The sequence below is a fragment of the Streptomyces sp. NPDC037401 genome, assembly GCF_055602345.1.
Window position 1 is genome coordinate 39,529 of the sequence record NZ_JBVJWO010000034.1, and the last position, 22,099, is coordinate 61,627.

At 70.8% G+C, this 22,099-nt stretch carries 18 protein-coding genes and 2 pseudogenes; 17 read left to right on the forward strand and 3 right to left on the reverse strand.

The genetic code is table 11. From position 1 onward, the window contains the following. The 7 genes and pseudogenes from ACZ7H1_RS29485 (at position 1) to ACZ7H1_RS29515 (ending at position 9,494) form a co-directional block, all read left to right on the forward strand. The gene (locus ACZ7H1_RS29485; protein WP_470790838.1) at positions 1-2,610 is read left to right on the forward strand and encodes a cation-translocating P-type ATPase; all 2,610 of its coding nucleotides are present in this window, start codon (positions 1-3) and stop codon (positions 2,608-2,610) included. A 21-nt stretch (positions 2,611-2,631) separates the two neighbouring features. Then, complete coding sequence (locus ACZ7H1_RS29490) at positions 2,632-2,910, forward strand: DUF1876 domain-containing protein (protein ID WP_470790839.1); 279 nt, start codon at positions 2,632-2,634, stop codon at positions 2,908-2,910. A 167-nt stretch (positions 2,911-3,077) separates the two neighbouring features. Beyond that, positions 3,078-3,980: a universal stress protein gene (locus tag ACZ7H1_RS29495; protein ID WP_470790840.1), complete on the forward strand. Its 903-nt coding sequence runs from the start codon at positions 3,078-3,080 to the stop codon at positions 3,978-3,980. Next, a complete protein-coding gene (locus tag ACZ7H1_RS29500; protein WP_470790841.1) occupies positions 3,977-4,837 on the forward strand; it encodes a universal stress protein in 861 nt (286 codons plus the stop codon). The genes ACZ7H1_RS29495 and ACZ7H1_RS29500 overlap by 4 nt, the downstream gene beginning before the upstream one ends. Positions 4,838-4,844: 7 nt before the next feature. After that, positions 4,845-7,427, forward strand: coding sequence for a cation-translocating P-type ATPase (locus tag ACZ7H1_RS29505; RefSeq protein ID WP_470790842.1), 2,583 nt, complete (start codon positions 4,845-4,847; stop codon positions 7,425-7,427). A gap of 5 nt (positions 7,428-7,432) precedes the next feature. After that, positions 7,433-7,642, forward strand: a pseudogene (locus ACZ7H1_RS29510) (DUF1918 domain-containing protein); the annotation flags it as partial. Between the two features lie 109 nt (positions 7,643-7,751). Next, positions 7,752-9,494 carry a sensor histidine kinase gene (locus tag ACZ7H1_RS29515; RefSeq protein ID WP_470790843.1) on the forward strand — a complete coding sequence of 581 codons (1,743 nt, stop codon included), beginning with the start codon at positions 7,752-7,754 and terminating at the stop codon, positions 9,492-9,494. Positions 9,495-9,512: 18 nt separating this feature from the next. On the opposite strand, the gene ACZ7H1_RS29520 is transcribed toward ACZ7H1_RS29515, so the two are convergent. The 3 genes and pseudogenes from ACZ7H1_RS29520 to ACZ7H1_RS29530 all read right to left on the reverse strand — a co-directional run bounded on the left by ACZ7H1_RS29520 (position 9,513) and on the right by ACZ7H1_RS29530 (position 11,480). Beyond that, positions 9,513-10,223, reverse strand: coding sequence for a response regulator (locus tag ACZ7H1_RS29520; protein ID WP_470790844.1), 711 nt, complete (start codon positions 10,221-10,223; stop codon positions 9,513-9,515). 114 nt (positions 10,224-10,337) lie between these two features. Next, positions 10,338-10,970, reverse strand: a pseudogene (locus ACZ7H1_RS29525) (CBS domain-containing protein). Between the two features lie 45 nt (positions 10,971-11,015). Continuing rightward, positions 11,016-11,480, reverse strand: a complete 465-nt coding sequence (locus ACZ7H1_RS29530; RefSeq protein ID WP_470790845.1) for a Crp/Fnr family transcriptional regulator — start codon at positions 11,478-11,480, stop codon at positions 11,016-11,018. Between the two features lie 199 nt (positions 11,481-11,679). On the opposite strand from ACZ7H1_RS29530, the gene ACZ7H1_RS29535 reads away from it, so the two are divergent. The 10 genes from ACZ7H1_RS29535 (at position 11,680) to ACZ7H1_RS29580 (ending at position 21,648) form a co-directional block, all read left to right on the forward strand. Beyond that, positions 11,680-12,165: a pyridoxamine 5'-phosphate oxidase family protein gene (locus ACZ7H1_RS29535; protein ID WP_470790846.1), complete on the forward strand. Its 486-nt coding sequence runs from the start codon at positions 11,680-11,682 to the stop codon at positions 12,163-12,165. A gap of 102 nt (positions 12,166-12,267) precedes the next feature. Next, positions 12,268-13,161 carry a potassium channel family protein gene (locus ACZ7H1_RS29540; protein ID WP_470790847.1) on the forward strand — a complete coding sequence of 298 codons (894 nt, stop codon included), beginning with the start codon at positions 12,268-12,270 and terminating at the stop codon, positions 13,159-13,161. Positions 13,162-13,720: 559 nt separating this feature from the next. Beyond that, positions 13,721-14,257 (forward strand): hydrogenase maturation protease, encoded by a 537-nt coding sequence (locus ACZ7H1_RS29545; protein ID WP_470790848.1) that lies wholly within the window; start codon positions 13,721-13,723, stop codon positions 14,255-14,257. Positions 14,258-14,299: 42 nt separating this feature from the next. Next, positions 14,300-15,469, forward strand: a complete 1,170-nt coding sequence (locus tag ACZ7H1_RS29550; RefSeq protein ID WP_470790849.1) for a 4Fe-4S dicluster domain-containing protein — start codon at positions 14,300-14,302, stop codon at positions 15,467-15,469. Continuing rightward, a complete protein-coding gene (locus tag ACZ7H1_RS29555; RefSeq protein ID WP_470790850.1) occupies positions 15,466-15,951 on the forward strand; it encodes a cyclic nucleotide-binding domain-containing protein in 486 nt (161 codons plus the stop codon). The genes ACZ7H1_RS29550 and ACZ7H1_RS29555 overlap by 4 nt, the downstream gene beginning before the upstream one ends. After that, positions 15,948-16,754: an FAD/NAD(P)-binding protein gene (locus ACZ7H1_RS29560; protein ID WP_470790851.1), complete on the forward strand. Its 807-nt coding sequence runs from the start codon at positions 15,948-15,950 to the stop codon at positions 16,752-16,754. Before ACZ7H1_RS29555 ends, ACZ7H1_RS29560 begins: the two co-directional genes overlap by 4 nt. A 1-nt stretch (position 16,755) precedes the next feature. Beyond that, positions 16,756-17,574, forward strand: a complete 819-nt coding sequence (locus tag ACZ7H1_RS29565; RefSeq protein ID WP_470790852.1) for an NADH-quinone oxidoreductase subunit B family protein — start codon at positions 16,756-16,758, stop codon at positions 17,572-17,574. Continuing rightward, complete coding sequence (locus ACZ7H1_RS29570; RefSeq protein ID WP_470790853.1) at positions 17,571-18,935, forward strand: Ni/Fe hydrogenase subunit alpha; 1,365 nt, start codon at positions 17,571-17,573, stop codon at positions 18,933-18,935. Before ACZ7H1_RS29565 ends, ACZ7H1_RS29570 begins: the two co-directional genes overlap by 4 nt. Before the next feature lie 258 nt (positions 18,936-19,193). Then, complete coding sequence (locus ACZ7H1_RS29575; protein WP_470790854.1) at positions 19,194-20,069, forward strand: universal stress protein; 876 nt, start codon at positions 19,194-19,196, stop codon at positions 20,067-20,069. 103 nt (positions 20,070-20,172) lie between these two features. Beyond that, on the forward strand, positions 20,173-21,648 hold the full coding sequence (locus tag ACZ7H1_RS29580; protein WP_470790879.1) for a bifunctional aminoglycoside phosphotransferase/ATP-binding protein: 1,476 nt from the start codon (positions 20,173-20,175) through the stop codon (positions 21,646-21,648). Positions 21,649-22,099: the final 451 nt, after the last annotated feature.

Here is a 22,099-nt window from a genome sequence, read left to right on the forward strand (position 1 = left end):
TTGCCGCTCCTGAGGCGCGAACTCGGCACCGGGCCGAGCGGACTCTCCGCACGCGAGGCGGCCCGCCGCCTTGCCGTCTACGGTCCGAACGAGGTCCGCCGCAAGGCGCGCACGTCACTGGGACGTGAACTCGTACGGCAGCTGGTCCACCCCTTGGCCCTGCTGCTCTGGGCGGCCGCAGCGCTGGCGTTCGTCGCAGGCATCCCCGTGCTCGGATGGGCCATCATCGCCGTGGTTCTCGTCAATGCGGCGTTCGCGCTCCTCCAAGAACGGCAGGCCGAACAGGCGGTGGAGACTCTCGCGAAGTACCTGCCCGAGCACGCCCTGGTGATCCGCGACGGCCGGCCCTCGGCGGTGGAGGCAAGAGAATTGGTGCCGGGTGATCTGGTCGTTCTCGAAGAGGGCGCCAAGGTTCCCGCCGACGCACGGCTGACCGAGGGAGGCATCGAGGTCGACCTGTCGATGCTGACGGGGGAGTCGACCCCCGCGGAACGCATCGCCGGCCCCGGACTCGTCGGGGCACCGCTGCTGCAGGAACCCAACCTCGTGTTCAGCGGCACCGTCTGCACCGGGGGCCAGGCCCAGGCGATCGTGTTCGCCACCGGAGACCACACGGAACTCGGCCGCATCGCCGCTCTGAGCCAGCGCACCCGGCGCGACCCCAGCCCCCTGGAACAGCAGGTCAAGAAGGTCGCCTGGCTCATCGCCGCCGTAGCGGTCGCCATGGGCGGCGTGTTCCTGGCGGCCGGTGTCGCCGTGGGCATGCCGCTGACCGACACCCTCATGTTCGCCATCGGGCTCCTCGTGGCCAACGTCCCCGAGGGGCTGCTGCCGACCATCACCCTCGCACTCGCCGTCGGCGTACGCGTCCTCGCCCGCCAGGGAGCGGTGATCAAACGCCTGAGCGCCGTCGAAACCCTCGGCTCCACCAACGTCATCTGCACCGACAAGACCGGCACCCTCACCCAGAACCGCATGCGACTCCAAGCCGTGTGGACGCCGGAACACGGAAGGGAGCCCGGCCCCTGGGACGGAGAGCTGATGCGAACCAGCGCGCTGTGCACCACGGTCACCCGAGGCGAGGACGGCGAACTGCACGGCGACCCGACGGAGAAGGCCCTGGTCGAAGGCGCCGCTGCCCGAGCCGCACCCGTCGACCTCGATGGCCGTGACACCGGGCGGCGAGCCCTCTTCCGCTTCGACCCCCGGCTGCGTCTGATGTCCGTCGTCCACGCCGATTCCGTGCAGGGCCTGCGCGTCATCGTCAAGGGCGCGCCGGAGACGGTGCTGAAAACCCTGGTAGGCAGTTCGCGGTCCGCGGCCGCCGCGGCGGAGGAACTCGCCCACGAAGGCATGCGCGTCCTGGCCGTCGCCGTCCGCACCCTGCCGGCCGGTGCCGAGGTACCGACCCGTCGCCAGGACGCGGAAACCGGGCTCCGCCTGCTCGGGCTCGTCGGCCTGTACGACCCACCACGCCCCGAGGTCGCCGCCGCCGTCCGGCGCTGCCACGAGGCGGGACTCCGCGTGCACATCGTCACGGGCGACAACGGCGCCACCGCTGCGGCCGTCGCCCGCGAAGTCGGCATCGGCCTGCCGCGTCTGCAGGTGGTGGCACAGTCCGAGTCGGTCGGCGACCACGAACTCGACGCACTCCTCGCATCGGCCGACGCCGAAGTCGTCTTCGCCCGCTCCTCACCCGAGACCAAGCTGAAGGTGGCCGACGCCCTGCGCGCACACGGGCAGATCGTCGCCATGACCGGTGACGGGGTCAACGACGCCCCCGCCCTGCACCGGGCCCACATCGGCGTGGCCATGGGACTCTCCGGCACGGACGTGGCCCGTGAGGCATCCACCATGGTGCTGACCGACGACAACTTCGCCACCATCGTCACCGCGATCGAGTCCGGCCGCCGCGTCTACGACAACGTCCGCAAGTTCATCGTCTACATCTTCGCCCACCTCACCCCCGAGGTCGTCCCCTTCCTCGTCTTCGCGCTGTCGGCCGGCACCGTCCCGCTCCCGCTGACCGTCCTGCAGATCCTCGCCATCGACCTCGGCACCGAGACCCTCCCCGCCCTCGCCCTCGGCCGCGAACGAGCCGAGCCGGGCACCATGAGCCGCCCGCCCCGCCCGAGTTCGCAAGGAGTCATCTCCCGGGACATGCTCATCCGCAGCTGGGGCTACCTCGGTACCGTCTCCGCCATCCTGGTCATGGGCGCGTTCTTCTACGTACTGTGGCGCGCGGGCTGGCACCCGGGCGACCCCACCGGCACGGGCAGCCCCCTCCACCACGCGTACATCACCGCAACCACAGCCACGTTCGCCGGCATCGTCACCTGCCAGGTCGGCACCGCCTTCGCCGCCCGCACCGACCATGCGGCCCTGCGCGACATAGGCCTGTTCACCAACCCCCTGCTCCTGGCGGGCATCGCCTTCGAGCTCGCCTTCACCGCAGCCCTCGTTTATGCGCCGCCGCTGCAAGGTCTGTTCGGTACCGCCGCACTGCCGCTGGACGTAGTCGCCCTCATCGCGACCTTCCCCGTCCTCGTCTGGGGCACGGACGAACTGCGGCGATGGGGCCGGCGTACTCCCCGCCTCACGAAGCCCTGACCCCTTAACCGGAGGCCTGCCATGTCACACACCGCTGAGTGGAAGGTCCGTCTCTACCTCTTCGAGGAGGACCGGACGACGAAGGCCCGCCTGGAGCTCGACACGGGCACGAACAGGCTCACGGGCCACGGCACCGCCCGCTGCGCACCCCAGGACACCGACGTCCCGGAAGTCGGTGACGAACTCGCGGTCGCTCGCGCCATGGAGGATCTCGCCCTCCAGATGAAACGAGCCGCCTACGGCGACATGCGGCCGGAGTCCCTCCAGCGGTACCCCGGGTGGCTGGACACCGGAGCGTGAACAGGAAGGACCAGGCCAGTCCGGCCAACGCGTTCGAAAGGGATCTTGCACACCGTCCTCGGCAGGGACCTTTGGCCCTCATGAAGGTCCTGAGCGGCCCTCTTCCTGACGAGTCTGAGGTGTCAGCGTGAGATCAGACTCCCAGTGGCCACGGGCGAGGAGGAATCATGAAGAACACCGTCAGCGGCTCGGAACTCGGCTCCGTCATCGTCGGTGTCGACGGCTCCGAGCCCGCCCGTCAGGCCGCCCTCTGGGCGGCGGCAGAGGCCGAATGCCGCGGGCGTCCGCTACACATCGTGTACGGCGCCGACACGGACGGCCGGGCCCTCTACGTATCCGCCGAGACCATCGAGAGCGTCCGCAGCGCCGGCCGCGAACTGCTCGACGAAACCGCCGCCGCGGTCAAGGAACAGCACCCCGGCCTGGTCGCCACCACGGAATTCAGTCGGGGCGACCCCGTGGCAAGCCTGCACCGGGCCGCCGGCCTTCGAGGCACCATCGTGGTCGGCAACCGTGGCCTGGGCGGATTCAACTCGCTCATGCTCGGATCCGTGGGCCTGAAGGTCGCGGCCGGCGCGAAGACGCCCGTCATCGTCGTCAGGGGAACCGACAGCGCCGCCGAGAACGGGACGGTGCTCGTCGGGGTCCGTGACGAGCACGATCTGGACTGCGTGCGTCACGCGGCGCGCGAGGCCGAGCTCCGCAAGGCGGAGCTGCGGCTGCTCCACGTGTGGAACGTGCTCCAGTCCGTCGGCAGCGTGGTGACCATGATGGACGACGTCACGGAGATCGCCGACGAATACGTCCGGCACCTGACCGCGGTAGCCGAGCAGGTCCGCCAGGAGTTCCCGGACCTCACCGTGCGGGCGGACGCCGAGAAGAGCGTGTCCGTCGCCGGTGTCCTGGTCGAGGCTTCCCGACACGCCGACCTGCTGGTCATGGGCGGGCGGCGGGCGTCCGCGTACCTGGGACCCACCCTCGGGCGGCACACCCACAGCCTCGTGCACCACTCCCACTGCCCCGTGCTGCTCATCCCGCGCCACACGGACAAGCACGGAGACGAATCGTGAGGGCCACCGACGGACGCCGCGAGATCGTTGTCGGCATCGACCCGGCCAGGGACTGGCACCTGCCCCTGGCATGGGCGTCGGACGAGGCTCACCGCCGTGGGCTCGATCTCCGGCTCGTCGTGGCCGTGCCTCCGTCGCACCAGAAGCGGCAGGTCAACGGCACCCCTCGCACCACGGCCCTGCACCAGGCGGGCTCGGAAGCCCTCGCGGCCGGTACCGACTGGGCGAGGGAACGGCACCCGGGGGCCGAAGTGGCCACCGAACTGATCGAAGGAATCCCCGTTCCCGCCATCGGCCGCCTGTCCCACCAAGCCCGCATGCTCGTGCTCGGATCCCGCCACCTGAGCCGGACCGCGGAGTACTTCAGCGCCGGCTCCACGGTGGTCCCGATCACGGCCCAGGCGCGCTGCCCGGTCGTCGTGGTCGGAAACCCGGAACACATCACCCAGCGGCCGCCCTATCTGGTCGTGGGCATCGACGGCAGTGAGTCCTCCAAGGCCGCGCTCGCGCTGGCCTTCGAGGAAGCCGACCTGCGCGGCGCCGCACTGCGCGCCATCGCGGTATGGCAGCCGCCGGTCTTCCTGCTCCACGACGAGGAGGTCGCACTGCAGGCCCAGCGGCGGATGCTGTCCGAGGCCACGTCCGGCTGGTCGCAGAAGTACCCGGACGTGGTGCTCTCCCACGAGGTCCCGATCGGGCACCCGGTGGAGGAGCTCGCGGAGGCCGCCGAGCACGCCCTGGCCGTGGTGGTGGGCCGCCGCGGACGCGGAGGCTACTCCGGCATGCGCCTGGGTTCCGTCGTCCACGGACTGCTGCACCGGGCGTTCTGCCCGGTGATCACGGTTCCGGCCGAATAGGACCGCCATGGCGATGACCCCGGCCACCGCGGAGGTAGCTGTCCGCACGCCCGACGGCCTCACCGACGTCGAGGCGGAACGCCGACTGACCGAGCACGGCCGCAACGAGATCCCGCCCGCTCCGGCGACACCCTGGTACGCCAGGGTGCTGGCCCAGCTGCGCGATCCGCTGATTATGGTGCTGCTGGGCGCGGTGGTACTGACGATCGCGATCGGCGACCACGCCGACGCGGTGGTCATCGCCGTGGTGATCGTCGTCAACACGACCGTGGGCGTCGTGCAGGAGACCCGTGCCGACCACGCCGTGGCCGCTCTCTCCGCGATGTCGGCACCGAAGGCACGGGTCCTGCGGGACGGCGCACCACGCGAGGTCCCCGCCGCCCTCGTGGTGCCCGGCGATGTCCTGCTTCTCGCCGAGGGCGACATCGTGGCGGCCGACGCCGATGTCACCGAGGCGTCCGCCCTGATGATCGACGAATCCATGCTCACCGGGGAATCCGTCCCCGTGGACAAGAAGGGCGATTCGGTGGTGGGCGCGGGGACCGTCGTCGTCCGAGGCCGGGGTGTGGCGACGGTGAGGGCCACCGGACCCGACAGCGCACTCGGCCGGATCGCCGCCCTCCTCGACACCAAGCGGGCGCCGACACCCCTGCAACACCGTCTCGCCTCGCTGGGGCGCATCCTGGCCGTCGTGACCCTGGCCCTCTGCCTGGTGGTTTTCGCCCTCGGGCTAGTACAGGGCCTGCCGCTCGGGATCATGGCGGTGACGGCGATCAGCCTGGCCGTCGCAGCGGTCCCGGAATCCCTGCCGGCCGTCGTGACCCTGGCCCTCGCTCTGGGAGCCCGGCGCATGGCGGCCCGGCATGCTCTCGTCCGTCGGCTCCCTGCCGTGGAGACCCTCGGCTCCGTCACGGTCCTCGCCACCGACAAGACCGGCACCCTCACCGAAGGCCGCATGGTCGTCCAGCACGTGTGGACGCCTCGGGCCGCGGTCGACCTCTTCGGGGTGGGGTACGAACCGCAGGGAGACGTCCTGGTCGAGGGCAGGCAGCCGACGGCGGCCGAGCTGGGACCCGTACAGGAGCTGCTGACCGCCGCGTCGCTCTGCAACGACGCCTCCCTGCGGCCGCCCCAGGAAACGCCCCCGGACGAGGACCGGTGGACCGCCGTCGGCGACCCCATGGAAGCCGCCCTCCTGTCGGCCGCCGTCAAGGCAGGGTGCGGCGAGCCGGAGCTCCTCAGGCGTACCCACCCCAGGACGTGGGAGATCCCGTTCGACAGCGGGCGCAAGCGCATGACGACAGTCCACCGCCTGCCCTCCGGCGGTGCCCTGGTGTGTCTGAAGGGTGCCCCGGAGGTGGTGCTGGACGCAGGTCTTCTCGCCGATCGCGCCGACCTCGTGGCCGGCGCCCGGCAGCAGGCGGCGATCCTGGCCTCCCGCGGATACCGGGTACTCGCCGTGGCCTCCGCCGAACACGGCGAGCAACCGGACAGCGCGGAGACGGCCGAGGCGGGACTGAGGCTCCTGGGCCTGGTCGCCATCAGTGATCCGCCCAAGCCCGCGGCAGCGGCCACTCTCGCCGCCTGCCACGCGGCCGGTATCACCACGGTGCTGATCACCGGGGACCACCCGGCCACGGCACGCGCGATCGCCGCCCGCGTGGGCCTGGCCGGCGCGGACACCGATGACGAGACCGTGGTCAACGGCCCCGATCTGGCAGCCGGCCGGGTGGCCGACCTCACCGCCGCACGGGTCTTCGCCCGGACGGATCCGCAGCAGAAGCTCGACATCGTCGATGCCTGGCGGGCGAAGGGGGCCGTCACCGCCATGACCGGCGACGGCGTCAACGACGGCCCCGCCCTGCGCCGCGCGGACATCGGGGTGGCCATGGGGCAGCGGGGCACCGAGGTCGCCCGCCAAGCTGCGGACCTCGTGCTGACCGACGACGACCTGTCGACCGTGGTCGCGGCCGTCGAGGAGGGCCGCCGGGTCTACGACAACATCCGCCGCTTCCTCGTCTACGGTCTGGCCGGCGGCGCCGCCGAGATTCTCGTCATGCTGATCGGCCCCCTCCTCGGCCTTCCGCTCCCGCTCCGGGCGGGTCAGATCCTGTGGATCAACCTCCTCACCCACGGTCTGACCGGCGTGGCCATGGGCGCCGAGCCGGTGGACCCGGAGGCCATGCACAGGCCCCCCAGGCCGTCCGGCCAGCACATCCTCGGCGCGGGCGCCTGGCAGCGCCTCGTGATGCTCGCCGCGGTCGTCACAGCTGCCTGCCTCACTGCGGGGACGGTCGCACGGGCCTGGGGCCTGCCCTGGCAGAGCGTCCTTTTCCTGTCCCTGCTCGCTGCGCAGCTCGGCGTCGTGCTGGGCCTGCGAACCCGCTTGCTGACCCGGGAGAACCTCTTCCTGCCCCTGTCCGTCCTCGCTTCCGCCCTGCTCGGGGCGGCAGCGCTCTACCTCCCGCCGCTGCAGTCGGTACTGGAGACCGCACCTCTTGGATGGCCGGGCCTTGCCTTGGCGTCAGCCGCCCTCGTGAGCGGCTTCGCGGCAGCCCGACTCGCACGGCACGCATTCCGAAGGAGCTGATGATCATGAAGGCGCACGCGTCCGAGCACGGTCCCCACGCCCGCGTCGGCGACGAGATCGTGGTGGGCGGGCCCTCGGTGGGCAAAGCGGGTCGCGACGGCGAAGTCGTCGGTCTGCACCACGACGACGGCACCCCGCCGTACGACGTCCGCTGGTCGGACACCGGCAGGACGACCCTCTTCTTCCCCGGACCGGACGCACACGTCCGGCATCTCGGCACCGACGACTCCGGCTGACGCCCTTCAGCCTGCGCGGAAACGCGGGGGCGGGGATACGGTGAAGAAGCAGGTCGGACTTCCCCCGGGCGCCGCTTGGAGGTTACGCATGGGCGGGGACGGTGTCGTGCGTCCGGGGGTGCCGCGGCTCCGGCTGGACGAATTGCTCGAAGAGCTCCAGGTCCGTATCGACGAAGTGCGCGGCACCCGGGACCGGCTCAACGGGCTCCTCGAGGCCGTGATGTCCGTCGGCCGCGAGCTCGACCTTCCCCAGGTTCTGCAGGGAATCCTCGAAGCCGCCGTCGTCCTGGTCGACGCGGAGTACGGAGCCTTGGGCGTCATCGGCGACGACCAAGAGCTCGCCCAGTTCCTCCCCGTCGGCATCGGCGACGACCTCCGGGCCGAGATCGGTGACCTGCCTTCCGGTCACGGCATCCTCGGCCAGCTCATCCGGCACCCCGAGCCGCTCCGGCTCTCCGAACTGGCCGATCACCCCGCCTCCTACGGGTTCCCTGCCCACCACCCCCCGATGCACTCCTTCCTCGGCGTCCCCATCCGGGTCCGCGAGGACGTGTTCGGCAACCTCTACATGACCGAGAAGCGCGGTGGCATCGACTTCGACGAGGAGGACGAGGCGGTCCTGTCCACCCTGGCGGTGGCAGCCGGCATCGCCATCGAGAACGCCCGCCTCTTCGAAGAGGTACGTCTCCGGGAGCGCTGGCTGACCGCCAGCTCCGACTTCACCAGTGCACTGCTGTCCGGCCTGGCCGAGACGGAGGTACTGGAGGGGATGCTGGAGCGGGCCCGCGACATCACGGGCGCAGACCTCGGTGTCTTCTACCTCGTGGGCCCAGGCGGGGAGCTGAGCGGCTCGCTGGCCCTGGGAAAGGGTGCCGAGACGCATCGCGGCATCGTGCTGCCCAGCAGTGCGGGAACCCTGGCCGCAGCCGCCCTCGGCGAGGAGGACGGACTGATCACCGTTGCCGACGTCGGGACCGACGACCGGATCACCGTGCAGCCCGAACGCTGGAAGGGCTTCGGCCCCGCCGTCGCCGTCACGGTCGGCACCAAGGAGAAGCTGAGCGGCGTACTCATCCTGGCGCGCACATGCGGCCGCCCGGGGTTCGCCCCTGCCGAGATCGCGGCCCTGCCCGGCTTCGCCGGCCAAGCAGCCCTTGCCCTGGAGCTCGCCGACCGGCGCCGGGACGCCGAGCAGATGAGCATGCTGGAGGATCACGACCGAATCGCCCGTGACCTGCACGATCTCGCCATCCAGCGCCTCTTCGCCACCGGCATGACCCTGCAGAGCGCCCAACGCTTCGTCGAGCATCCCGAGGCTTCGGAACGACTCGCCCGGGCCATCGACGACCTGGATGCCACCATCAAGATCATTCGCTCGACGATCTTCGGACTCCGTGAACACGAGGTGTCCGGGGTGACGCCGAAGCTGCGGCTCCGCGCCGTGCAGGCCGTGGAGGAGGCCGCCGAGGCACTCGGCTTCGCCCCGGCCGTGTGGATGGAGGGCCTGATCGACACCGACGTACCCCCGGGGACCGCGGACGAGGCGCTCGCGGTCATCGGGGAGGCGCTCACCAACGTGGCCCGGCACGCGAAGGCGCGCCGGGCAGAAGTTTCCCTCTCGGCCGTCGAGGGCGTACTGACCGTACTGGTCACCGATGACGGAGTGGGAGTGTCGGAGGGAGGCCGTCGCAGCGGGCTTCGCAATCTCGCCGAGCGCGCCGAGCGGCTGGGTGGCGAGCTCTGGGTATCGGCGGCCGGGCCGACCGGTCGGGGTACGAAACTGGAATGGCGGGTACCGCTGAATGGAGGCGACTTCCCACCCTCCGGGTGAGGATCCCCCCGCCGGCGCTCAGCTGCGGCCCTTGCCGTGCTCCGGCTCGTGCCCGTGTCCGTGGACCCGTGCGGCGATGACGGCGGCCTGCACCCGGCGCTCCACCCCCAGCTTGCCCAGCAGTCGTGAGATGTGGTTCTTGACCGTCTTCTCGGACAGGTACAGTCGCTTGGCGATCTGCGCGTTCGTGAGGCCCTCGCCGATCAGTTCGAGCACGGAACGCTCCCGCTCGGAGAGGGTGGCCAGCCGGTGGTCCTCCGGGCCCTTGGCGGTCTCCGGGTCCCTCAGCGAGTGCATCAGCCGGGCGGTGGTCGCGGGGTCCAGCATCGACTGCCCGGTGGCCACGGTCCGTACGGCCGAGACCAGGTCCGACCCCTTGATCTGCTTGAGGACGTAGCCGGCCGCACCGGCCATGATCGCGTCGAGCAGTGCGTCCTCGTCATCGAACGAGGTCAGCATCAAGCAGGCGAGATCCGGCGTGCGCGAGCGTAGCTCGCGGCACACGGTGATCCCGTCGCCGTCGGGCAGCCGGACGTCGAGCACTGCGACGTCCGGGCGCAGCGCCGGTCCGCGGGCCAGAGCCTGCTCGGCGGTGGAGGCCTCGCCGACGACCTCGATGTCCGGCTCTGCGTCCAGCAGGTCGTACAGGCCGCGGCGTACGACCTCGTGGTCGTCCAGGAGGAAGACCTGGATGGGGGCCTCGGCGGAGGCCGCCGACGCGTCGGACATGTACGCCCCTGTAGTCGATCGGCTGTGCGTACGTCTTGTCGTACGCATTGTCTCAGGGGAGCGGGCGGGCGCACCTTGTGGTGCGTCCCGGAGCCGGCAGGGCGGTGGAGGGTTTCAGGCAGCTCCGGGCTGCCCTTCTAGCTCCATCTTTACTTCCACCACGCCTTCCACGGCACGGATGGCGCGGGCCACCAGCGGCACCAGGCGCGATTTCGGAGAGATCCGCACAGGGTGACGACACCGTCCTTCACCGATGCCTGCAGATGCACCGGGGGAGCGAGTTCGGCGAGAACCGCGTCGCGGATCTCCTCCTCGATCTCCTCGTCGGTGCGCAGGAAGACCGTGAGCAGGTCGCTCCGGCTCACGACCCCCTCCAGCATCCCCGCGCCGTTCACCACGGGGAGGCGCTTCACGTGCTTGCGGGCCATGATCTGGGCAGCCTCGGCGAGCGTGGCGTCGGGGTGAACGGTCACGGCCGGGCTCGACATCAGCTCCCGGCCAGCACGCCCCCGCCTTGGAAGCCTCTTCCAGCTGATCGGGAAGCCGGGGGTCGTCCCGCCGGAACTCCTCCTTCGGCAGCAGATCCGCCTCGGAGACCACCCCCGGCGACACGCCCCTCGCCCTCCAGCACGGGAACGGCGCTGACCTTCCACTGGTCCACCAGCTCGACGATCTCCTCACCTCACGGCCGATGGCCACGGCCGTATGGGTCATGACGTCGCTGACGGTGTACCGGGACGCGGGCATGACGCCCTCCTCACTGCTGGGGGTTCAGGTGCAGGACACCGGCGGTCAGAGATAGCTGCCACTGCCGTGCGGGGCATAGAGGTCGAGCAGCCGGACACGGGCGGCGTGCAGCCGGTGCGCGAGCACCTGCGCGACCCATCGGCCCATCGCGGAGCCGAAAGCCGGGTCGGTATCCATCAGCGTGCGCACCGTGGCGGCGTCGAATTCGTGCGTGCGTACAGGGGTCGTGGCCACCGCGCCCAGCCTCCAGGCACTGGGCTGCAGCATCCAGGAGCACCCCACGAGTTCGCCCGGCCCGAGGCTTTCGATCACCGCCGGCTGTCTGCCGGGCACGTGCACGTCCAGGGCTACGATGCCCGTTCGGACGATCCAGAACCTGTCCGCCCGGCCGCCCTCGTTGAAGAGGCGGGCGCTCTCGGGGAAGTTGACCTCCCGCGCGACGCTCATCAGGCGGGAACGGTGCTCAGCAGGCAGCGCGCCGGCGATCTTCGTGGGGGGAGTGGTCCTCATGGCGGCCTCCGATCGATTCCGATTCAATTCTGGGAGGCTCCGCAGGCTCCGCAGGCTCCGCAGGCGCCGGGCACGGGCCCGACCGGCCCCCGATTCCGCAGGACAGGGGACCGTTCGGCCCTGGCACGGCGTGCGAGGAGGCAAGGACGCTGGGTGAAGCCGAGGCCGACGAGACGCTGTCGGAGCGGAGGGCCGTGTGATGGATCATGAAAGCGCCTGGAGGCCGGACCACGGCCCTGTCCCGGACCCGGTGCGGTCCACGGAGCAGCTGGACCGCTCTGAAGGGCTGCGGCTCCTGGGCACCGTCCCGCTGGGCCGCATCGTCTTCACCCACCAGGCGCTGCCGGCCATCCGGCCGATGAGGCACGTCGTCGACGGGGAGGACGTGCTCGTCCGGCTGGACGAAGGCGCTTCACACGCGTCGCTGGTGGCGACGCCTGGCGAACCCGGCATCGTCCTCGCCTACGAAGCCGATGCCATCGACCCCGACACGCACCTCGGCTGGAGTGTCGTGGTGATCGGCTACGCCGAACTCGTCGAGAACCGCGACGAGGCCAAACGGCTTGAGGTGCTGCTCGACCCGTGGTCGAACCAGCCGACGGCCGACGTTCTGCGTATCCGGGCCGAACTCGTCACAGGGTTCCGTCTGGGTTCGCAACCTCGGCCGCTGTCGGCCACCGGGTGAGGCCCTCACCGTGCTTCCGACACCGGGGGACGGCGTGGCCTGCGATCAGTGGCCGTGGAGGTGCGCGAACCTGGGCGAAACGTGGTGGAAAAGGGGGGCCGGATGGATCGGCTGGTGACGGTCACGGGCGCGGCCCTGGTCCTGCTGATCCTGCGGGACGTGTTCCACACGCTGTGGCACCCGACGCGTCACGGCGGGCTGAGCCGCCTGGTCATGACCACACTGTGGCGGCTGTCGTCCGTCCTGGGCCCCCGACGCACGGCAGCCGGCCTGGCCGGCCCGCTCGCCATGGTGTCCGTCGTCGCCCTCTGGGCCCTGACGGTGGCGGCGGGCTGGGCGCTGATCTACTGGCCTCACATGCCCGAGGCGTTCGTGTACGCGGGTGGGCTGCGGCCCGACGACCATGCGAGCCTGCTGGACGCGACGTACGTCTCGCTGGTCACGCTCTCTACGCTCGGCCTCGGTGACGTCGCACCCGCCGAGGGCTGGTTGCGCCTCCTCGCGCCCCTGGAGGCACTGGTCGGGTTCGCCCTTCTGACCGCGGCGGTCTCCTGGATCCTCGGCATTTATCCGGCCTTGGCGCGCCGCAGGGCGCTGGCGTTGCGGCTCTCCCACCTCTCCCGTACCCATGCTTCGAAGGAACAGATCGACTCCCCGGCCGGGGCGGCCATGCTGGACAGCCTGGCCACGGCGCTGTCCGTGGCAGCGGTCGATTTCCTCCAGTACGCGGAGTCCTACTACTTCCACGACGGCGACGACCGGACCTCCCTCGCCCGTCAGATCGGCTACGCCCTCGACATCGCCGATGAGGCTGCGGAAGCCGGGAACCGGGATGTCCGGCTCGCCTCCACGGTGCTGCGTGCCGCCCTGGAAGACCTCGCCACCATCCTGGACGAGCGCTTCCTGCACACCCACGGCCCGCCCAGGCAAACGCTCGACGCGTTCGCGCGCGACCACGGACGGCAGGCTGGCACGGGTGACCACGCCCTGCCGTGAGTCTCCCGGCGTGCCCGGCGACCTCGCCCGTCTGCCCGTCTGCCCGTCTGCCCGTCCGGCGCCGTTCGTGCGCAAGCCTGTCGTCGTTGACCGGAGGTGGAGTCGTGCCGACACGGGGGTTCGTCTGCAAGCCAGCCCCTTGCTGGCTGCGAGGGGACGCGCTCGCAGGTATCACTGTCACCGATACCTTGTGGCCCTGGTCATGGCCTCTGCGGGCGTCGCGGGCCTGCCGCCCGTCGCCGGGCCGTGCCGTACTTCCGGGCCCTGGTGCTGTACGCACCGTCTGACGCCTCTCGTCTCCTCTCCGTCGGTCCGGAGTCGACCACGGCGCTGATGACCGCGGTCGCGGTCTGTCCTCTGGCCGCCGGGGAACCGGGCCGGCACCCGGCTCTCGCGGCGGCGCTTCGGTCGACTATCCACGTAGCGCAGAGCGAAGGGCATTGGGGCCCCATCCCTCACTCGGTACCGCGTCATACACCGTTTGCCCCGTGGCACGGGACCTCGTCCTGCGAGCAGGGCATGCTGTGCCTGGAAACGCCCGAAGAGGAAGCGGGTACCCATGAAGCCGCTCGCCGGCACGGCGGTCATCGGGATCGGAAACGAGTTCCGACGCGATGACGGAGTGGGGTGGGCCACCATCGCGTTGTTGTGCGCACGGGAAGCACAGCGACCTCTCCCGTCCGGTACCGAGCTCGCACGGTGCGACGGAGACCCCGGCCGACTGATCAGCCTCTGGGAAGGCAAGGCCCTCACCCTCGTCGTCGACGCTTGCTTCCCACCTGCGGCGCAGCCCGGGCGAACACACCGGTGGTGTGTGTCCTCGGGCGAGATGCCGCACCCGGCTGCCGCAGGCAGGCAGAGCACTCACGGGCTGGGGCTGGCCGAAGCCCTGTGTCTCGCCGACCGTCTCGGGCGCGGCCCCGGCCGTCTCATCGTTTACGCGGTCGAGGGGGCGGACCGCTCGCTGGGTACGGGGCTCACCCCGGCCGTGGCGGCCGTCCTGCCGTTTCTGGCCCGGCGCATCGAGGACGACGTCCGCCGGCACGGCGAGCGGACTCGCCGGACCGGGTTCGAACCCGGGAGCCCGCAGGTCTGACATGCTGCCGGATCTAGGCACGTGGAGACCGAGAGGTGCACCATGACCGACGCTTCGGATGCCGGAGCCGTCCTCGACCACCAGGCGGAGGCGGTTCTCGGCTGTGACGGTCTGGCTGCGCTCGTGCGTGTTCTGAAGCGGCGCGGCCGCACGGTGATCGGCCCGACCGTACGCGACGGCGCGATCGTCCTCGACGAGCTGGAATCCGCCGATGCGCTTCCCTACGGGTGGGGGGTCGAGCTGGAGGCGGGGCGGTACCGGCTCCGCCGCCGCGAGGACGGGGCGGCCTTCGCGCACAGCGCGGGGCCCCAGTCGTGGAAGTCGTTCCTGCATCCGGAGCGCGTCCGCCAGTGGTCCGCGGACCGGGGCCCCGACGGTGCGCCGGTCGTCCGGCAGGAGAAGCAGGAGAGCGTATCGTACGCGTTCCTCGGCGTGCGGCCCTGCGATCTGCGTGCCATTCAGATCCTGGACCGGGTGATGAGCGGAGGCCGGTACCGGGATCCCACCTACCGCTCCCGGCGGACGGGTGCCTTCCTGATCGCGGCCGAGTGCACCGAGCCGGGTGCCACCTGTTTCTGTGTCTCGATGGGGAGCGGGCCGGCCGCGGACGCCGGATACGACCTCGCCCTCACCGAGGTCGTGGACGATGCGGGCCACCGCTTCCTGTGCCGGAGCGGGAGCGAGGAGGGAGCCGCGGTCCTGGCGGAACTACCGCGCCGGAGCCCAGATGGCTCCACCCGAGCCGCTGCGACCCAGGCGGTGAGCGCCGCCGCCGAACGCATGGGCCGCTCCATGCCGCCGGTGGACCTGCGCACGCTGATGCGGGACAACCTGGAGGCGGAGCGCTGGGACGACGTCACCGCCCGGTGCCTGAGCTGCGGCAACTGCACCATGGTCTGCCCCACCTGCTTCTGCACCACCACGGAGGACGTCACCGACCTGACCGGCGATCACGCCGAGCGCTGGCGCCTCTGGGACTCCTGCTACGACCTGGACTTCTCGCTCCTCCACGGCGGCCCGGTCCGGTCCAGCCCGCGCAGCCGATACCGCCAGTGGCTCACCCACAAGCTGGGTACCTGGCACGACCAGTTCGACAGCTCCGGCTGTGTCGGCTGCGGCCGGTGCATCGTCTGGTGTCCCACAGGCATCGACCTCACCGAGGAAGCCCGCGCCCTGCACCAGGAAGCCACGCAGCGGAAGAGGACGCCGTGACCCCGCATCCGGACGAGCCTCCCGGCGAGGGGGTGTTCCCCGCTCTGACGACGGAGCACCGCAGGAAGCTGATGGCCCTCGCCCGTGAAGTCGCCCTTCCAGGCGGCACGCGGATCTTCGAGGAAGGGGAGAAGGCCGACCGTTTCTGGATCATCCGCTCGGGCACGGTCGCGCTCGACGTCCACATGCCTGGCCGGGGGCGAGTGGTCGTCGAGACCGTCGGTGCGGGCAGCCTGCTTGGCTGGTCATGGCTGTGCCCACCCCGGCAGTGGCACCTCGCGGCCGAGACCCGGGAGCCCGTCCGCGCCTGGGAATTCGATGCCGCCGCGGTCCATGACCTGTGCGCCGAGGACACGGCGCTGGGCCTGTCGTTGGTCACCTTCGTCGCCGAGACCATCGGCGACCGGCTCCGAGCCACCCGCACCCGGCTGCTCGACCTCTACGGACCGCCGGGACCGCAGGGGAGCGGGCCGGTGCCATGACACTCACGCCCCTCTCCTACCGCGTGGTGGACCGACGTGACGAGACGGACGACACGGTCACGCTCGTACTGGAGCCTGCCGCGGATGCCCTGAAGCCCTTCGCACCCGGCCAGTTCGCGATGCTGTACGCGTTCGGTGTCGGCGAGATCCCCGTGTCCGTGTCCCGGCTTGCGGGCGGGCACCGGCTCACGCACACGGTCCGCGCCGTCGGCGCGGTCTCCCGTGCCTTGTGCGGCCTGCGGACCGGCGGGTGGGTCGGTGTGCGCGGCCCCTTCGGCACCGCCTGGGACATGGCTGCCGCCCACGGCAACGACCTGCTCGTCATTGCCGGCGGCATCGGGCTCGCCCCGCTCCGTCCCCTCGTCGACACCGTCCTGACCGAGCCCCACGCCTTCGGGCGGCTGAACGTCCTCGCGGGTGCCCGGACCCCCACCGACCTGCTCTACGAAGACGAGTTCCCCGCCTGGGGAAGACCGTTCGCCGCAGTCACCGTCGACCGGCCCTCCGGCGGCTGGACCGGCCGGGTCGGAGTCGTCACCACGCTGCTCCGCGAAGCCCGTTTCACACCGTCGGACACGGTCGCCTTCGTCTGCGGTCCCGAGGTGATGATGCGCGCGACCGCACGCACGCTGATCCACCAGGGGGTACGTCCCGACCGCATCAGGGTCTCCCTCGAACGCAACATGCGCTGTGCCACCGGCCACTGCGGACACTGCCAGCTCGGGCCCCTGCTGCTCTGCCGCGACGGCCCGGTCATCGGCTACGACCAGGCCGAGCCCCTGCTCACCGTCCGGGAACTGTGAGATGAGCACCCCCACCACACCCCAGCCTCCTGTCCGCCCCCGCCTCGGCGTGTTCAAGTTCGCCTCCTGCGACGGCTGCCAGCTCACCCTCCTCGACTGCGAGGACGAACTGCTCGGCATCGCCGCCGAACTGGAGATCGCCCACTTCCTGGAAGCGTCCAGCGCCGCCGCGCCCGGCCCGTACGACCTCGTCCTTGTCGAAGGCTCGGTCAGCACACCCGAGCACGTGGAGCGCATCCGGCGCATCCGCGCCGATGCCCGCCACCTCGTCACCATCGGTGCCTGCGCCACGGCGGGCGGTGTCCAGGCGCTGCGCAACTACGCCGACGTCGAAGGGTACCTGGCGACCGTCTACGCCGACCCCGAGTACATCGAGACCCTCGCGACCTCCACACCGATCTCCGCCCACGTACCCGTCGACTTCGAACTGCGCGGCTGTCCCATCGACCGCGGTCAGCTCGTCGAGGTCATCACCGCCTTCCTCGCCGGACGCAAGCCCGCCATCCCGAACCACAGCGTCTGCTTCGCCTGCAAGCGGCGCGGCAACGTCTGCGTCACCGTCGCCCGCGGAACGCCCTGCCTCGGCCCCGTCACCCACGCGGGCTGCGGAGCCCTGTGCCCGACCTACGGGCGCGGCTGCTACGGCTGCTTCGGGCCGGCCGGAACCACGAACCTTCCCGCGCTGGTCCCGCTCATGCAGCGCGACGGGATGAGCGAGGACGACATCGGCAGGTTCCTGCACACCTTCAACGTGACCGCCTTCACCGCCGTGGAGGAGCAAGAGCGGCCCGGCCCGACCGACGCGGAAGGACCCGGATGAGCGATCCCACGCCCCGGTCCCAGGAGCTGCGCATCCCGTCACTCGCCCGTGTCGAGGGGGAGACCGCGCTGCACCTGAGGATCCACGACGGCACGGTCATCGAGGCGCGGCTCAAGATCTACGAGCCGCCGCGGTTCTTCGAGGCCTTCCTCCGGGGCAGAGCGCACACGGAGCCACCCGACCTCACCTCCCGCATCTGCGGGATCTGTCCGGTCGCCTACCAGATGAGTGCCTGCCGGGCCATCGAGGACGCGTGTGGCGTTTTCGTCGACGGACAAGTGGCAGCCCTTCGCCGCCTGCTGTACTGCGGCGAATGGATCGAGAGCCAGACGTTGCACATCCACATGCTGCACGCACCGGACTTCCTCGGCGAAGACGACGTGATCGGTCTGTCCCGCTCCCATCTGGAGGACGTCAAGCGCGGACTGCGCCTGAAGCAGGCCGGCAACGCCGTGGTCGAACTGCTAGGGGGCCGGGCCATCCACCCTGTCAACGTCCGGATCGGCGGCTTCCACCGCGCTCCGACCCGCGCCGAACTCCGACCCCTGGAAGAACGGCTGCGTACCGCCCTCGACGACGCCTGGGACACGGTGCGCTGGGTCGCCGGCTTCGCATTCCCGGACGCCGAGTGCATCGCCGACCTGCTCGCCCTCGCCGAGACCGGCACCTACGCCATCGAGTCCGGCGTGCCCACCGTGCTCCCGTACGACGAGACGCTCCCGCCGTACAGCTTCCCCCTGCGTGACTTCACCGACCACGTGGCCGAGGAGCAGGTGTCCCACTCCACCGCCCTCCACTCCCGGCTGGACGGCCGAAGGCACCTCACCGGCTCCCTTGCCCGCTGGGCGGTGAGCGGCCACCTCCTGTCCCCGCTGGCTCTGGAAGCGGCACGGGAAGCCGGACTGGGTGACCCCCCGTCGCGCGCGGGTGCCGGGCGGGGAGAGGTCTGCAGGAACCCGTACCGAAGCATCCTCGTCCGGGCGGTGGAAGTCCTGTACGCGGTGGAGGAGGCCCTCCGGATCATCGCGGAGTACGAGCGTCCGGCCAGCCCGTACGTAGGTGTGCCGGCCCGGGCCGGCATCGGGCACGGTGCCACGGAGGCGCCGCGCGGCTTGCTCTACCACCGCTATGCGTTCGACGGCGGGGGGCGTGTCACGGACGCCCGCATCGTGCCGCCGACCGCCCAGAACCAGGGCGCCATCGAGGAGGACCTGCGTCGGCTGGTCCAAGCCGGCCTCGAGCGGGGTGAGGGCACCGAGGCCGAGCTCACCCGGCTGTGCGAGCGGGCCGTCCGCAACCACGACCCGTGCATCTCTTGTTCGGCCCACTTCCTGGAACTGGACATCGAGCGCACCCACTGATCACGCCCAGCCGTGACCGGTTGTTCCGCGCGAGCCTGCGAGCGGTCCGCAAGGTGTCGCTACCCGGGCTGCGGGGAGGCTTTGAGTGCTGCTCGGATGACATGCGGTCGTGTGCTCGGCGCGTTGGCACAGAGGCTTCGTCGAGTACCGCTTACGGTCGCTGCACGGCTACCGGCGGGAGCGCGGAGACAGGGCTCCGGGCCGGCCGGACGGACACCTCACCGCCATTCCAGTCATCTACCAGACGGAGCAGTCGGCATGGAGTCAGTCGTCACCGTGGGCCTCGACGGCTCACCCGAGAGCCTTGCAGCCGCCCGTTGGGCCGCTGACGAAGCCGCCCGCCGCAAACTCACGCTGCGGCTGCTGCACGCGTGGCCCCTCCTGGCGCCGGAGCCGACCCACATTCCCGCCGAGATGGATCAGAACTACTGGGCGGAGCGGATCGTGGGCAACGCGAAGGCCGAGCTCCAGGCGCGCCACCCGGGCCTGACCATCGTCGGCGATCTGGTCGCCGAGGATGCCCAGGATGCACTGCTGAAGGCGGCAGCGGAGTCCGAGATGACCGTGCTCGGCTCGCGGGGGCTGGAGCCCGTCGTGAGCTATTTCCTGGGCGACATCAGCATGCCGGTCGTCGCACGGGCCGAGCGGCTGGTGGTCCTGGTGCGCGCCGGGACGCGCGAAGAGGGTCCGCCGTCCGCTCCAGGTGCCTCAGGCGGCGTAGTGGCGGCATTGAAACTGCACGGTCCGTGCGACGACCTGCTCGCGTTCGCCTTCGCCGCCGCTGCGGCACGGGGCGTTCCCCTGCAAGCCGTCCACGGCCGACGCATGCCCCTCCACGCTCACGCTCCCCGGGGCACGGACCACGACGTGACCGAGAAGATCAGGCAGGACGCGCAGAAGCTCCTGAGCGACGTCCTTCGTCCCTGGCGCGAGAAGTTCCCGAGCGTGGAGGTGACTCCCGGCATCGGTCTTGAAAGCCCTACCAAGGTCGTGGTCCGGAGCGCCGAGGGTGCAGGACTACTGGTCGTCGGCCGACGCAGGCACCGCCCCGCACTCGCACCCCCGATCGGTTCCGTGGCCACCGCCGCCGTCCATCACGCGCGCTGTCCCGTCGCCGTCATTCCCCATGACTGAGCCGAGCCACCGCGTGGAGCCGTCGGTGCCGGCGCACCGGGCCGACGCGTCCGTGCTCCGGACCGGCGCCGGCCTCGATGTTTCGCGGCTCCCGCGGGCAGAGGTGTGCGAGACGCACACGGCCGTGCTGTTCTTCGTCGGTGACCGCGCCTACAAGGTCAAGAAGCCGGTCGACTTGGGGTTCCTCGACTACACGACCACGGCCGCCCGGCGTGCCGCGTGCGAACAGGAAGTCGCTCTCAACCGCCGCTTCGCCCCTGACGTCTACCTGGGACTGGGAGAATTCCGCAGCCCGGACGCGGACACGTCCGAACCGCTCGTGGTGATGCGCCGCATGCCGGCGGAACGACGCCTGTCCTTGCTCGTGAGCCAGGGCGCCGACGTCGACGACGCTCTGCGGACCGTTGCACGCCTGCTCGCCTCCCGTCACGCGGACGCGCCCCGAGGCCCGGACATCGACGAGCAGGGCAGGCGGGACGCGCTGTCCGCGCGCTGGGAAGCGAGTTTCACGCAGGTCAGGGGACTGACCGAAGACGTCCAGCTGCTCGACGGGGTGGAGGAGATCGAGCGTTTGGTGCGTCGCTATCTCGTCGGCCGCGAGAAAATGTTCGACGCGCGTATCGAGCAGGGGCGGGTAGTCGACGGCCACGGTGACCTGCTTGCCCAGGACATCTTCTGCCTCGACGACGGACCCCGCGTCCTGGACTGCCTCGAGTTCGACGACCGCCTTCGCTCCGTCGACGGTCTCGACGATGCGGCCTTCCTCGCCATGGACCTGGAGCAGACGGGTGCCCCGGATGCCGCGGCGTTCTTCCTGGCCCAGTACGGCGAGTATTCCGGCGACCCCGCACCGCCGTCCCTGTGGCACCACTACGTCGCCTACCGTGCGTTCGTCCGTGCCAAGGTGTCCCTGATCCAGGCAGCTCAAGGCGCTCGCGGCGCAGAGGTGGCAGCGCGGCGACTGGTCACCACGACGCTGCGCCACCTGCGTACCTCCGCTGTCGGCCTGACCCTCGTCGGCGGCCTCCCAGGCAGTGGGAAGTCCACGCTTTCCGGTGCACTGGCCGATCGCCTTGGTGTCACGCTGCTGAGCAGCGACCGCCTGCGCAAGGAGTTGGCAGGCATCCCGGCGGAGGAGTCTGCGGCCGCCGACTACGGCGAAGGGCTGTACACGCCCGAATGGACCGCGAGGACGTACGAGGCCCTGCTCGACCGGGCGTCCACCCTGCTGTCCCTGGGCGAGTCCGTCGTCCTAGACGCCACCTGGTCCGATGCGGGACAGCGCGAAGCCGCCCTGCACATGGCCGAACGCACCAGCGCCGACCTGGTGGCCCTGCACTGCCAGGCACCGGGAGACGTGTCGGCAGCGCGCCTGACCACCCGCGCCCCCGGAGCATCCGACGCCACCCCTGAGGTGGCCACGGCCATGGCGGCCACGGAGTCGCCGTGGGAGGAGGCCGTCCCCATCGACACCGGCGGCCTTCTGGAGGCCGCCGTCATCCAGGCGATGGCGGCCGTACGCCCCTACGGCTCCGGCCAGGCCCCGGTCTTCCGCCGCCCCTACATGGAGCCGGACTGAGGAGTGAGGCGGTGCCGCGTGCAGCGGCACGCTCGCCGCAACGAACGTCCTGCCGGAGTAATGCCGCATGTCGTGCATGGCCGAATCCGGAGACACGGTCATGGCTCGGGCCGACTGAACCGTTTCCCTGTCCTGGGCCTCGGATCTGCGCGCAGGAGGTGCCGTGTTGTTTGGGCCGTGCGGCCCTGGCCGGGGGGCCATTCAGCCCTGCACCACCCCTCCTGCCCGGTGGAGCATGGCCCTGTGGGGTCCTTGCGAAGCGGGGAGGAAGGGGACACGGGACATGACACCGACGTGGACGACCACAGGAGTGTTCACCGGCGCGGGTGGCGTCCGCACCGACGAAGCCGGGGTTATCACCGGCGAGGTGAGCGTACGCACGATTTGGAAGGACGGACAAGCCCACATCGCGGTGCAGTACGGCGGTGCCCCCCAGTGGTGCACCATGACC